This window comes from Vibrio sp. E150_011, assembly GCF_053544015.1.
On record NZ_JBHFOL010000022.1, the window covers coordinates 1 to 13,430 of the forward strand.

General features: G+C 45.1%; 12 protein-coding genes and 1 pseudogene. 11 read left to right on the top strand and 2 right to left on the bottom strand.

From position 1 onward, the window contains the following. Window positions 1–200 precede the first annotated feature (200 nt). Together ACE1OE_RS21645 and ACE1OE_RS21650 are read right to left on the bottom strand one after the other, a co-directional pair. Window positions 201–842 (bottom strand): YjbF family lipoprotein, encoded by a 642-nt coding sequence (locus ACE1OE_RS21645; protein WP_449212258.1) that lies wholly within the window; start codon window positions 840–842, stop codon window positions 201–203. Window positions 843–1,030: 188 nt separating this feature from the next. After that, window positions 1,031–1,255 carry a hypothetical protein gene (locus ACE1OE_RS21650; RefSeq protein ID WP_372062966.1) on the bottom strand — a complete coding sequence of 75 codons (225 nt, stop codon included), beginning with the start codon at window positions 1,253–1,255 and terminating at the stop codon, window positions 1,031–1,033. A 383-nt stretch (window positions 1,256–1,638) separates the two neighbouring features. On the opposite strand from ACE1OE_RS21650, the gene rfaD reads away from it, so the two are divergent. The 11 genes and pseudogenes from rfaD (at window position 1,639) to ACE1OE_RS21705 (ending at window position 13,385) form a co-directional block, all read left to right on the top strand. Next, window positions 1,639–2,583, top strand: a complete 945-nt coding sequence (gene rfaD / locus ACE1OE_RS21655; RefSeq protein WP_449212259.1) for an ADP-glyceromanno-heptose 6-epimerase — start codon at window positions 1,639–1,641, stop codon at window positions 2,581–2,583. Window positions 2,584–2,761: 178 nt separating this feature from the next. Beyond that, a pseudogene (locus ACE1OE_RS21660) lies at window positions 2,762–4,528 on the top strand (polysaccharide deacetylase family protein); the annotation flags it as partial. Further along, window positions 4,529–5,095, top strand: a complete 567-nt coding sequence (locus tag ACE1OE_RS21665; protein ID WP_449212285.1) for an acyltransferase — start codon at window positions 4,529–4,531, stop codon at window positions 5,093–5,095. 10 nt (window positions 5,096–5,105) lie between these two features. Then, window positions 5,106–6,143 (top strand): lipopolysaccharide heptosyltransferase II, encoded by a 1,038-nt coding sequence (gene waaF / locus ACE1OE_RS21670; protein ID WP_449212260.1) that lies wholly within the window; start codon window positions 5,106–5,108, stop codon window positions 6,141–6,143. Then, a complete protein-coding gene (locus ACE1OE_RS21675) occupies window positions 6,140–7,153 on the top strand; it encodes a glycosyltransferase family 9 protein (RefSeq protein ID WP_449212261.1) in 1,014 nt (337 codons plus the stop codon). Before waaF ends, ACE1OE_RS21675 begins: the two co-directional genes overlap by 4 nt. A 7-nt stretch (window positions 7,154–7,160) precedes the next feature. Beyond that, window positions 7,161–8,156: a glycosyltransferase family 2 protein gene (locus ACE1OE_RS21680; protein ID WP_372062970.1), complete on the top strand. Its 996-nt coding sequence runs from the start codon at window positions 7,161–7,163 to the stop codon at window positions 8,154–8,156. Next, on the top strand, window positions 8,149–8,556 hold the full coding sequence (locus tag ACE1OE_RS21685) for a GtrA family protein (protein WP_449212262.1): 408 nt from the start codon (window positions 8,149–8,151) through the stop codon (window positions 8,554–8,556). Before ACE1OE_RS21680 ends, ACE1OE_RS21685 begins: the two co-directional genes overlap by 8 nt. A 181-nt stretch (window positions 8,557–8,737) precedes the next feature. After that, window positions 8,738–10,084, top strand: coding sequence for a 3-deoxy-D-manno-octulosonic acid transferase (locus ACE1OE_RS21690; RefSeq protein WP_449212263.1), 1,347 nt, complete (start codon window positions 8,738–8,740; stop codon window positions 10,082–10,084). Between the two features lie 2 nt (window positions 10,085–10,086). Further along, window positions 10,087–11,358 (top strand): lipid IV(A) 3-deoxy-D-manno-octulosonic acid transferase, encoded by a 1,272-nt coding sequence (gene waaA / locus ACE1OE_RS21695; protein ID WP_449212264.1) that lies wholly within the window; start codon window positions 10,087–10,089, stop codon window positions 11,356–11,358. A gap of 108 nt (window positions 11,359–11,466) precedes the next feature. Next, entirely contained in the window at window positions 11,467–12,336 is an 870-nt protein-coding gene (locus ACE1OE_RS21700; protein ID WP_449212265.1) for a phosphotransferase, read from the top strand. 2 nt (window positions 12,337–12,338) lie between these two features. Continuing rightward, a complete protein-coding gene (locus tag ACE1OE_RS21705; RefSeq protein WP_372062975.1) occupies window positions 12,339–13,385 on the top strand; it encodes a hypothetical protein in 1,047 nt (348 codons plus the stop codon). The last annotated feature ends 45 nt before the right edge of the window (window positions 13,386–13,430 follow it).

The window sequence follows — 13,430 nt, forward strand, 5'->3', positions numbered from 1 at the left end:
GTCCTGGGTCCTGGGTCCTGGGTCCTGGGTCCTGGGTCCTGGGTCCTGGGTCCTGGGTCCTGGGTCCTGGGTCCTGGGTCCTGGGTCCTGGGTCCTGCAGGATGATGTTTTTAGGTTGCGTGATGTCAAGCGATTAACATAGCTTCTGCCAAGACACCCTAGGAACTAGGAACCTCTCTTCCCTAAGCCCGCTTTCCCCCCTATACCGTCGGCACTTTCAGCAACGTGATTTCTATCGTGGTCATATCCGGTCCTAGTTGTTCAACGCTTTTGATGACTTGGCCGGTTTCTTTGTCTTTCCAGTAGCTGTTGACTATTTTTGCGTCGATGGCATCAAATGTGACGGTTTCTGTGACTTTTTGGGTGTCGTAAGAGTTCACTGCGGTCGTAAGACGCTCGTCGCCACGCTCGGTTTGCAGGGCAATACCGTCGTAACCGTATTGGTATTTGGGCATCCAGTCATAGGTGACTTGCCAAGAGGTGTTGGTTTGTTGTGTACGAGACACGCCGGCTAGGTTGCCATCGTAAAGCCCGATGGTTTTTACGATGCGACCAGATTCAGTGATGATGACAGCTCGGTCTGAAGACATCCATTTATATTGAATCTTGCCGGTTTGAGTGTTGGGCTCAGCAAAGGCTAAAACCATAAAAATTTGTGGCCCTTCGTTAATTCGAACATAGGCGCTGGCGTAGGGAAGTTTATTGATGTTCTCGGCATTGAACTCAATGTCGTCAGCCCCAAACACCGCTTCAGCCATGGTGGCATTCACGTCTTGAAAGCGTTGCGAGCAGGCGGTGAGAAAAAGTACGGCGCACGCGAGAAGATATGGCTTAAGGTTCAAACTGACGTCCTTGTGGGTGGGTCCTGCAGGATGATGTTTTTGGGTTGCGTGATGTCAAGCGATTAACGTAGCTTCTGCTACGACACACTAGGAACTAGGAACTGCTCTTCCCTAGGGCCGCTTTAAATCAAAACAGCCTCTCCTACTGTACAACTCGTAGAGAGAGGCTAATTTAGAACAACAAAAGCCTATTGGGCTGGTGATGTTACTGTTGTTGCTGTGCTGTCATCCGAAGATGCAACGGCAACGACTGTCACTGCAGCTGCAGCGCCAACAGCGATAGCACCGGTTGTTGCTGCGCCAGCAGCACCACCAGCAGCGCCACCAGCACCAGCTGCGCCAGCTTCTGCTTCCGCAAACGCTGGGCTAGCCATGCCCGCTGCAATCGCCATTACTAATGCGATTTTTTTCATGATTATATTCCTTTACTCAATTATCGATAATTCAGTGCACTCAGTTGAACACACTGAACTGCTATGTTAGTGGAAAGTGTAAAGCGTTGTAAATGGGATTTTTTTTACAATTTGCTGACAGAGGGAGGGAAAAGCGGAAAAAAGCGGCAAAAGAAGGTCCTAGGTCCTGGAAAGAGCGGTTTAGTGCTCTTGTTGAGTGGTGAGTTTTAATTTCAATATTTTTAAATTGCTTCCAAATAATCCTACTTCAAAATAACCCCAGGAACTAAAATCGCTTTTCCTAGGACCCAGGGCCGCTCTTCCCCGTTCTTCCCCCCATTTCCCCCTTCGCATTAAATCTTATATACTCAAACCAATTATCCCATTCAAATTGGAAGAGTTTTATGATCATTGTAACTGGCGGCGCTGGCATGATTGGCAGCAACATTATCAAGGCGTTAAACCAAGCAGGCCACAACGATATCCTGGTTGTCGACAATTTGAAAAACGGGCGTAAATTTCAAAACCTCGTTGATCTTGATATTACCGATTATATGGATCGTGATGATTTCTTAACGCAGGTCATGGCGGGTGACGATTTTGGCCCTATTGAAGCCGTATTCCATGAAGGGGCGTGCTCTGCGACGACAGAATGGGATGGCAAATATGTCATGCTCAATAACTATGAGTACTCAAAAGAAGTACTTCATTACTGTTTGGAGCGTGAAATTCCGTTCTTGTATGCGTCTTCTGCTGCCACTTACGGCGATACGACGGTATTTAAAGAAGAGCGTGAATACGAGGGTGCACTGAATGTGTACGGCTACTCTAAACAACAGTTCGATAACTACGTACGTCGTTTAACCGCCGACGCTGAAGCGCACGGTGAAACGCTGTCACAGATTACGGGTTTCCGTTACTTCAACGTGTACGGTCCTCGCGAGCAGCACAAAGGCAGCATGGCATCAGTGGCTTTCCACTTGAATAATCAGATGAACGCAGGTCAGAACCCTAAGTTGTTTGAAGGCAGTGCTCAGTTTAAACGTGACTTCGTTTATGTTGGCGATGTAGCGGCGGTTAACCTGTGGTTCTTAGAAAATGGTGTTTCAGGTATTTTCAACTGTGGTACAGGCAATGCGGAAACATTTGAAGCGATTGCGGAGGCTGCAATTAAGCACCATGGTAAAGGAGTAATAGAAAACATTCCTTTCCCTGATCACTTGAAAGGTGCTTATCAAGAGTTTACCCAGGCGGATTTGACTAAACTGCGTGCAGCGGGTTGTGATGTTGAGTTTAAGACCGTTGCTGAGGGTGTGGCTGAGTATTTGGCGATTGTGAATAGTAAATAGGTCCTGGGTCCTGGGTCCTGGGTCCTGGGTCCTGGGTCCTGGGTCCTGCAGGATAGTGTATTAGAGACGACACCAGTTAACGACAACCAACGGTTTTCCGTATATTCACCACAAGCACCATCTAGGGCCTAGGAACCGCTCTTTCCTAGAACCATTTTTAGTTTTAAAGGATACCACCATGAACATTCTTATGGCTCTCTCCCAGCTTGAAGTGACGGGAGCGGAAGTCTACGCCACGACGGTTGGCAATGAATTAACCGCTCGAGGTCATAATGTGTTTTATGTGTCTGACACGTTAACCAAGCCTCATGATGGTCCCTTTTTCTCTTTGCGTTTTAATAAGCGCAGTGTGCCGCGTCGTTTTTGGCATGTGGGTTATTTAATTTATCTCATCAAGAAGCATAATATTCAGCTTGTGCATGCGCACTCTCGAGCCTCGAGTTGGAGTTGTCACGTCGCGTGTAAGTTGACGGGCACGCCTATGGTAACGACCGTGCATGGTCGCCAGCCCTCACATCGAACCCGTAAAAAGTTTCATGCTATGGGTGACAAGGCGCTTCCAGTGTGTGAGGCGATTCGTAATCAATTGGGTAAAGATCTTGAGGTGCCGTCGCATAAGATGATGGTTGCTAGAAACGGCATTGAAACGCGTCACTTTTTCCCTTCAGCGCCTCCCAAAAACGATAAGCCCGTCATTACCATTATTGGCCGTCTTACTGGCCCAAAAGGGGATCTATGCTATCGCCTGCTTGATGAGTGCCTCGATACTGCCCTGTATCATATTAAAGTGGTCTCAGGTTCAGCGATGGAGCCTCGTTTTGAGCGTTTTCAAGGTGATGTTGAATTTACTGGCTACACCAACGATGTGGCGTCGCTACTCCATGAATCGGATTTAGTCATTGGTGCTGGCAGAGTGGCGATGGAGTCATTGCTTTGTGGTCGCCCTACGCTTGCTATTGGTGAAGCCAATAACATAGGTATTGTAACGCCGGCGAATGTGGCACAAGCAATGGCTACCAATTTTGGTGATATTGGACCCAAAGATTTAGATATTGATTTTTCTGCTATCGCTCAGCAAATCGACGTTGGCCTGACGACCTCGCACTGTGAACCAGAGGTTTCCAGTACGATTCGAGACAACTACGACTTAGCCAATGTCACCGATCAGCTTGAAACCATCTATCAAGATGTGGTCATCAAAAAAGTGAAGAAAGACATCCCTGTCATCATGTACCATCGCTTTATCGATAATGATGACCAGAAAGGGGTGCACGGGACTTATCTGCACGTCGACATGCTTGAGAAGCACTTTAAGCTCATCAAAAAAATGGGCTTTGAAGCGATTACCTTTGAAGATCTCAGCAAATTAAAAATGATTGATCGCCTTAATCCTAAAAAGCGCTACATCATGATTACTGTTGATGATGGTTATGTTGATAACCTCACCCTCTTACTCCCTTTATTAGAAAAATACGATTTGAAAGCGGTCGTCTATGCGGTGACCGGCGAGACGTTTAATCGCTGGGATGTCGAGAACGACGCTAACCCAGAAAAACGGGTCGAGTTAATGAACTCGGAGCAATTAAAGCAACTGGCAGACTCTGGTCGAGTGGAGATTGGTGGACACACGTTACATCATCCGATGCTTTCTACGTTGTCGCCTGCAGAGCAAGAAAAAGAAATTAATGACAATAAACACATTCTCGAAACCCTGTTAGGTAAGCCTCTCACGTCTTTTGCTTACCCTTATGGTGACTTAGACGATTCAAGTAAAGTCATCGCGCAGCATGCCGGTTATCAATACGCAGTAGCGACTAACTCCGGTCCGCTTGCATTTCACCAAGATCCGTATCAAATTCGCCGCATCGCTATTTTTCCAAAGACCGATGTATTTGGGCTATGGCGTAAAATCAAAGGTGATTACCTGTTTAGAAAGTATGGCAAAATGGGGACCCAGAGTGTGCCGTTTAAGATTCGACGTCGAAACAAGGTTCGGGTCGATGATGAATCTTGTATCAAAGCACATAAGAAATGTCGTATTCGCGATTGTAATATCACCTTAAAAGGCGATAACAATGTGCTTATTTTCGAAGAAGGCGCCAACCTGCGAGGCGTAAACGTTGAATTAGACGGCTCGCATTGCACCGTTGTCATTGGCAAACACAGTGTGATAGGCGGTGGTTGCTTTATCTCAGCGAGAGAAAAAGGCACAACCTTGACGATCGGTGCACACTGCATGCTTTCTAGAAATGTAAAACTAATGACCAGTGATGGCCACGATATTACGGTTGACGGCAAGCGCATCAACCCTGCGAGAGATATTAGTATCGGTGATCGCGTTTGGCTGGCTGACAATGTCACGGTATTAAAAGGCACATCCGTAGGAAATGGGGCAATTATTGGTATTAACGCTACGGTTACTAAGGCAATCCCTGAACGTACCATTGCGGTAGGAACCCCTGCAAAAGTCGTGCAACACAATGTAGAATGGTCAGAAGAGTTAACCTATTAAGTTGAACGTGATGAAAATACTCATAATAGGCCCGTCATGGGTCGGTGATATGGTGATGTCGCAAAGTCTCTATATTACGCTAAAACAGTTGCATCCACAGGCTACGATTGATGTTTTAGCACCGGCTTGGTGTAAGCCTATTCTAGAGCGAATGCCGGAAATAGAGACGGCCATCGAGATGCCTATTGGACATGGTAAATTTGACCTAAAAGGGCGATACCAGCTAGGTAAATCTCTACGCGGCAAAGGCTACACCCATGCCTTTGTGCTGCCGAATTCCGCCAAGTCGGCGTTGATTCCAATGTTTGCAGGGATACCAAAGCGTATTGGCTGGAAAGGTGAATCACGCTACGGCCTGCTGAATGATTTAAGACCTGAGAAGCGTATCTTCCAATATATGGTTGAGCGGTATGTCGCACTCGCCTATTCGAAATCAGAGATGCGCCAGCAGGTTCAACTCGAACGCTGCCCTCCCCCTCAGTTATATGTTGACCCATCACTGCAAGCCCAAACGCTCGCCAAGTTTCACTTGAATGCGGAGAAGCCGATCATCGGTTTATGCCCAGGGGCCGAATTTGGACCAGCCAAGCGATGGCCTGATGAATATTATGCCACGACGGCTCAGTACCTCATCGAACAAGGACATCAAGTGTGGTTATTTGGCTCAGCGAAAGACAAAGAGGTCACTGAAAAAATTCGCACGCAACTTAGTCCCGATGCTCAGCAACAGTGCTTTAACCTTGCTGGGGAAACGAGTTTGATTGAAGCTGTGGATTTACTGGCCGCCTGTCATACGGTTATCTGTAATGACTCTGGTCTCATGCACGTCTCGGCCTCTGTTGGCTGCAATATTATTGCCGTCTATGGTTCCAGCTCTCCAGACTATACGCCTCCGCTGTCTCAAAACGTTGCGGTGGTTCATACTGACATCGAGTGTCGCCCTTGCTTCAAGCGTGAATGCCCATTAGGGCATCAAAAATGCCTAACCGAACTGAAGCCAGAGGTTGTCATCGCTCAATTTAACCAATTAAATGGAACCCCATCATGAAGCATTTGTGGTACGAAAAAGGTGCTTACGCCTCTAAAAAAGCTAAGGCCTATATCGCCAACGAATTTTCACCTGAGAAAATTAAGAAGATCGCCGTAATTCGTCATGCAGCACTTGGCGACCAAGTCATTACCCGCCCTTTTCTGATTGAGGCTCGTCGATTTTTTCCAAATGCTGAGATTACCCTAGTGGGTGTTGCTAACTATCAGTATGGCTTGCCCTCTGATCTTGTTGATCACACCATTATCATGGCCGATCGCATTCAAAAGAAAGACATGTCTGTTAAACAACAATTGGACGATTTTCGTCAATTGGACGAACAAGATATTATTTTTGATCTCGCAGGGACCAGCCGCTCACATTGGATGACCTTTTTTAGCCAAGCAAAGCTAAAGTTTGGTTTCCCATATCACTCAATTATGCGTGGCACACTGTATAACATCGCGGTTTTTCGCTCTGATTTCCAACCAGAGTTAGAGTGCATGTTAGACATGCTCAAGATGCTGGGCCATAGCCCTAAGATGCCGTTAGATTTTGGCTATCCAAAGCATGATGATGTGTATGTAGACAGTGAACAACCAGAGATCCTTTATTTCAATGGCGCCTCGCAGACTCGTAAGATCCTGACACAAGAGCAAATGAAGCAACTGATGGAGAAAGTCACCACGGAACTCCCCCACTATAAGCATGTCTACCTAGAGGGTAAGAATGACTTTGAAAAAGCAGGCTTTCTTACTGATTTAACGACGCAAGATAACTTTGCTATTCAACCTTGCTTAGACTTAGACGCACTGATTGAAAGAATTGCTAAAGCGAAGCTTGTCGTCGCACCCGATACCGGGATACGAAATATTGCGGTATCAACGTATACGCCAACCGTGGGTATCTTTTATATCACGGTGCCATTTCGTTATACGCCACTGGATGGACGTCACCATATAGTCATGAATGCCAATGGCGACATTCCGTCAAATGAACAAATTATCGAAGCGATTCATTACGCTCTTTAGGTAAATTATGTCTACAAAGAAGCCGACTATTTCTATCATCTGTCCTTGTTACAATGAGCAAGAGGTCTTGCACATTTTCATGGAGCGTATTACTGCAGTTCTTAGTGACACGCAGTATGACTATGAGCTTATCCTGATCAATGATGGCAGCAAAGATGACACACTCAGCGTTCTCAATACGATAAAAGAGCAAGACAAACACGTCCGTGTCGTGAATCTTTCGCGTAACTTCGGCAAAGAAGCGGCATTAACCGCTGGTCTTGACCTTGCTCGAGGCGAGGTGGTCATTCCTATCGACGCCGATTTACAAGATCCTCCTGAGCTCATTCATGATTTCCTAAGAGAATGGGAAAATGGCTTTGATGTTGTGGTTGCCAAACGTGTTGATCGCAGTACGGATACCTGGGCAAAGAAACTAAGTGCCGAGCTTTTTTATAAATTCCACAATGCTGTTGCTCAAGTAGAGATTCCTGAAAATGTCGGTGACTTTCGCTTAATTAACCGACGTGTAGTGGATGCAATTCAGTTACTTCCTGAAAACCAGCGTTTTATGAAGGGGATTTTCTCGTGGGTTGGCTTTAAAACGTCAGTCGTTGAATATAAGCGTGATGCACGAGAAGCCGGCGAAACCAGTTTTAACGGCTGGAAACTGTGGAACTTTGCCTTAGACGGCATTACCAGTTTTAGCACCGCACCGCTGCGTATTTGGCTTTATGTGGGTGGATTCATTTCTGCGCTGTCATTTATTTATGGCAGTCTGACCATTATTAAAACGCTTATCTATGGCATTGATTCACCCGGTTATGCATCACTGATCACTGTGATACTCTTTCTTGGTGGCGTACAGCTGATTGGTATTGGGGTGATGGGTGAGTATGTCGGTCGACTCTATATGGAATCGAAACGACGTCCAACGTACATTATCGAAAGCGACGATTACCACGATAAAGATGATGCTTCTGACAAGAAGAATGCCTTAGAAAAGGGCGAGCATAGTGAGTGATCTGCTCAATCGCTTATTACAATATCGTATTGTACGATTCGGCTTAACGGGCGGACTGGCGACCGCTATTCATATTAGCGTCGCTTTTGTCTTCTTGGCTTACATCAAAGACAATGTATTTTTGGCTAATATCTGCGGATTCACTCTCGCTTTTATTTTCTCTTATTTTGCACAAACTGTGCTGGTGTTTAGGCACAAGGTAAACTGGGGGAATGCGGCTCGCTTCTTTTTGGTCCAATTTGGCTCTTTGATGGCAGCACAAGGGATTAGTGAGCTGTTTTCTAACGTGATACTTTCTGACGTTAACAGTTATCTACGTGTCATTATCGTTGTCTTCATTTTGCCTATTATTACCTATGTCGTACATAAGGTGTGGACATTCTCAGAAGCTAGAGCTTAGAGCTTAGAGCTTAGAGCTTAGAGCTTAGAGCTTAGAGCTTAGAGCTTAGAGCTTAGAGCTTAGAGCTTAGAGCTTAGAGCTTAAGATGTCGAAATAAGAAACACGAAACAAGCAGTAACCACTTGGTATTTTAATAGACCTTGGTTTTATTCACTTATACTTCAGGACGTTGACTCTCAACATGTTATCAAAATCTTTTTTAGATAAAAACTTCACCGCCCTTTACTTACTGGGCCTCATCTTGGGTCTCGGGTTTGCTTTTGTCTACGCAGACAATCAAATCCTCCTTGGCGACCAGATGCAAATGATCGAAAAGGGCTACCTCGGTGCGTACGCTGATGTGTGGTTGAACTTTGGTAATGGTGCCAGTGCGGTAGGAAATGTTCCTGGTTCGCTTTCTACGTGGTTAGTGGCGGGTCCATTGCTGGTATGGGACTCACCTTGGGCGCCAGTGTTGTTATTGTTCGCAATGCGCATCGCTTCTTTGTTCCTACTCGACTCTGTGCTCAAGCAAATCTTTGATAAACCGATGCGTTTGGCTTTCTTAGCCCTGTATTGGCTTAACCCTTGGTTACTGTACGACAGCCTTCTTTATAATCCATCTTATTTGTGCTTCTTCGCTTCTCTGCACCTTTGGAGCGCATTCAAGATGAGAGAAGGTAAGTCATTTATCTATACCTTCTTACACATCCTATCTATCGGATTAGCGATGCAGCTTCATTACTCGTGGCCTGTTCTCGCCGTCTTATCGCTGTACATGTTTTATCGCGAAATGGGCAAGGTGTCTTGGGTGGGATTTACCGCTGCGCTGGTTGTGCTAATGGTCTCTCTGATACCGTACTCCCAAGAATATCTAGCAAATGATGAACTGAGTAGAGATGATAGCGATCGCTATATTGGTTATGGATTAGTCCACGTTTATCCTGTTTTAAAAGCGCTACTTTATTGGGTTCGTTATGCTTCTTTACTCTTCTCAAACAAGGTCATCGCTTACAGTGAGTTTCATTGGTTTACGAGTATTGAGTTCCTTAGAATCGCAGCGCTGTACTTGTGGAAAGGGATTATCTTCTTAATCGGCGGCTTGTCCGTTGTGTTGTCGGCCAAAGTAAGCTGGGATTGGTGGAAGTCGATCAAGAATGACATCAAGCGCGTCCCTAATACACCGGTCATCCAAGACAAAGCGCAATGGCTCAAACTCTATGCCTTTGGTGCGGTGATTGGTGTTTTAGTCAGTGCGGCATTATCGCCAATCACGTTCTCCTATTGGCATTTAATCTTGATTTATCCATTCGCCCTGATTCCTATGATGTTTGCGATTCAGCGTTACTCGGAGAGCCATGGGCATCTAATGGCAAAAATTGCACCCGTCGTCGTTGGGTATTTATTGGTGATTAATGTTTTGGCGTCTCATGACAGCATTAAGTATTCGTATACCGTCAGCTTTAGCGATCAGGTTAATCAATATTTACTCGAAACGCCTGAGAAGTATAAATTAGACCAACGCGATGCATTCAAAGGGCTGCTATAACCATGCTACGAGTCCTTTATTCTTTACTTCTAGCACTAATTGCGCCTTTATTTCTTTACGGTTTATACAAAAAAAAACCAGGAAAGCCGTCGGTAGGCGCTAGATGGAAAGAGCATTTTGGGGTGACGCCTTTATTGGCGCTTCGCTCCAATGAAGCCGGAGGTCCCTTATGGATTCACGCGGTTTCCGTTGGTGAGGTCATTGCGGTTTCCCCCCTTATAAAGGCGATTAAACAACAACATCCGTCCCTTGTGGTTGTGGTAACCACAACCACACCGACTGGCGCAGAACAAGCAGAAAAACTCGGTGATTTAATCCATCACCGATACATGCCATTAGATTTTGGGTTCGCATTGCGTCGTTATATCCGCATTATCCAACCTAGCCAATTGTTGATAATGGAAACAGAGCTATGGCCTAACACTCTGCATGCTGCAGCAACGGCGCAGATCCCAGTTAGTATTCTCAATGCTAGGCTTTCTGAACGATCTTATCAGCGCTATCAAAAAGTGAACGGGGTTGTTCGCTCTATGTTTTCACACCTTCAGCGCATTTATTGTCAAAATAGCGATGACCAAATACGGTTTCATAACCTTGGTGTCCCGATGTCAAAAATCACAGTCACGGGATCTATAAAGTATGATATTCAAGTTGATCCAATAACTCTTCAAAATGGTCGCCAGTTGAAAGAACAACTAGGAAACCGTCCTATATGGGCCGCTGCCAGTACTCACTTTGGTGAGGATGAGTTGATTATCGAGGCACATAAGGCCTTGTTAGTCACTCATCCCAACGCCCTGCTCATACTGATACCTAGGCACCCAGAACGATTTAATCAGGTCTTTGAGCTTTGTCAGCAATTGGGGTGTGACACCGTTCGACGAACCCAAGTTCACGATAGCTTGCCAGCAAACTATCAGATCTATCTTGCCGATACCATGGGTGAAATGATGACCATCCTTGGTGCTGCAGATATTTGTTTTATGGGCGGAAGCTTACTCGGCAGCAAAGTTGGCGGACACAATTTATTAGAGCCTGCCGCATTAGGCGTGCCCACACTCATCGGCCCGAGCTATTTCAATTTTAATGAGATTACGGAGGTATTAACCTCCAGAGACGCCACCCTTGTCGTCAACGCTCCTGAGCTTGCAGCAACATTAGAACAGCTATTTAATCATCCCCAGCAATTATCAGCAATGCGTCAAGCAAGCTTGGAGGTTGTGGCTGAAAATCGTGGTAGTATACAAACCACAATAGATCGCATGTATTTATAATTATGTTTCGTATAAGAACTACATGCCTAAATAACCTCGTGTGGCTATAACCTCCTAGGTCTATAGCCACCTATTTTACTTTTATTCGTTTTAAGGGTTTAAGTTTTGATGGATATCAGCTCAAAAATACAGGCGTCGTCGCATTCAGGTGCGACGCTGCAAGTACTTCAAGAGTCTGGCGAGTACTTTGTTCGCAAGCAGATTCATTCCGCCATTGACAAAAACCTGAGTGCGATTCAAAAACAACGTCGTTTTAAATCGATTAAAACACCCAGTTACGACATCATCGCTATCCCAGTCACGGATATTGATCATCAAGAAGATGAGCTTTCTATCATGATGCCTTATATCGAAGGTTTGGGTGGTGAACAAGTTGCCTACAAAGGCTCCAAAACCGTAGCAAAAAACCTTAAAGTTGCTCTGGATTTTTATCTGATCAATGGCATCGCTCTCGGTGATGACCAGCTCTATCCTGTCGACTCTGTGATAGATAAGCTAGAGCAAATATCGAATAACTTGGAAGGTAAATGGTCTCTTTTCCCTGATCTTGAGTCACACCTAGCGACGTTCAAGCAATATTGTAATAAAGACCTATTGATGCCAATGGGTGAGTGTCATGGTGATTTAACGCTCTCCAACCTTAAGGTCACTGAAGAAAATCAACTCGCACTGTTTGATTTCCTCACGTGCGAGATTAATAGCCCTATCCAAGATGCTGCCAAGTTAATACAAGACTTCGAGTATGGGTGGAGCTTTAGAAAAGAGAAGGTCAGCGTTCGTATTAAAGGTGAGATTTTTTGTGAGCATGCTATGCCCTCTTTTCTCAAAACCCTAGACCGACTCTTCTTCTATGAAATGAGAGTCGTAGAAACTTTAACCATATTGCGGATTGCCCCTTATATCCAAGAACAGGACAATGTTACTATTGACTGGTTCAACAACGTCATGAAAAAAACCATGCGCAAAATAATAGGATAACTATGTTTACGTTAATTCTTCCCGTCGCCGGACGCTCCTCTCGATTCCCTAATATGCGTCCAAAGTGGCTGCTTACCATGCCTGATGGCAAACTCATGATCGAAAAATCAATCGAGAACATCGATTTAGATGTATTTGATCGTGTTGTGGTTGTGTGTCTCAAAGAGCACCTAGAAAAGTACACATCAGAGGAAATGGTTTTAGAGAGCTTTGAGAAAAGTTGTGGCGTAAAACCCGACTTAGTCATTCTGGATGAGCCAACATCATCCCAATCCGACACGATTTATCAAGCGATTAAGCAAGGTAATATTGAAGGTTCAATCTTCATCAAGGATTGCGACAACCTCTTTACTTGTTCACCAGAGCCTATCAACTCGGTTGCAACCATAGACCTAAATGACATTGAATTAGTCGATGCTAAAAATAAGAGTTATGTCGAAGTTGATTCTCTTGATGTGATTTCTAATATTGTAGAGAAAGAAGTCATCAGTAACTTCTTCTGCTGTGGCGGCTATAGCTTCCGTTCAGCCGATGATTTCTGCCAAACGTTTGACAGCATTTCGTCAGAAAGTGAAGTGTATATTTCACATGTTATCTACAAAATGCTGATGTCGAACGAAGAATTTGTTCGCAAAACTGCAACCGATTATCTTGATTGGGGGACACTGCGCGAATACCGTCATTACTGTAAAAAACACCTCACTGTTTTTTGTGATGTTGATGGAGTACTACTTAAAAATGGCAGTAAATTTGCCAAAAGCGGTTGGAAAACACCTGGACTTGAGGCTAACTTGCGCAAAATTGCAGAACTGCAAAAAGACGGTGGGCTGTTCCTTGTCTTGACGTCTTCTCGTCCAGAAAGTGCGATTGAGTACACTACCCAAGAGCTCGCTAAGTTCGGGGTGCGCGTGGATCGTTGTTTATTTGGTTTACCACACACTCGTCGCTACTTAATCAACGATTACTCTGCCACTAACCCTTATCCATCTGCAGTCGCTATTAACCTAGAACGTGATAGTGAAACACTTAGCCATTTATTTGATGACTAACTCGTCATATGCCAGTCGACGCTGTCGACTGGCAAAGATTACGGT

What these genes read in the sequence shown, in the direction of transcription:
- waaF (WP_449212260.1), top strand. Translation starts at nt 5,106, where the DNA reads ATGAAAATACTCATAATAGGCCCGTCATGGGTCGGTGATATGGTGATG.
- ACE1OE_RS21675 (WP_449212261.1), top strand. Translation starts at nt 6,140, where the DNA reads ATGAAGCATTTGTGGTACGAAAAAGGTGCTTACGCCTCTAAAAAAGCT.
- waaA (WP_449212264.1), top strand. Translation starts at nt 10,087, where the DNA reads ATGCTACGAGTCCTTTATTCTTTACTTCTAGCACTAATTGCGCCTTTA.
- ACE1OE_RS21700 (WP_449212265.1), top strand. Translation starts at nt 11,467, where the DNA reads ATGGATATCAGCTCAAAAATACAGGCGTCGTCGCATTCAGGTGCGACG.
- ACE1OE_RS21650 (WP_372062966.1), bottom strand. Translation starts at nt 1,255, where the DNA reads ATGAAAAAAATCGCATTAGTAATGGCGATTGCAGCGGGCATGGCTAGC.
- ACE1OE_RS21665 (WP_449212285.1), top strand. Translation starts at nt 4,529, where the DNA reads ATGGGGACCCAGAGTGTGCCGTTTAAGATTCGACGTCGAAACAAGGTT.
- ACE1OE_RS21690 (WP_449212263.1), top strand. Translation starts at nt 8,738, where the DNA reads ATGTTATCAAAATCTTTTTTAGATAAAAACTTCACCGCCCTTTACTTA.
- ACE1OE_RS21705 (WP_372062975.1), top strand. Translation starts at nt 12,339, where the DNA reads ATGTTTACGTTAATTCTTCCCGTCGCCGGACGCTCCTCTCGATTCCCT.
- ACE1OE_RS21680 (WP_372062970.1), top strand. Translation starts at nt 7,161, where the DNA reads ATGTCTACAAAGAAGCCGACTATTTCTATCATCTGTCCTTGTTACAAT.
- rfaD (WP_449212259.1), top strand. Translation starts at nt 1,639, where the DNA reads ATGATCATTGTAACTGGCGGCGCTGGCATGATTGGCAGCAACATTATC.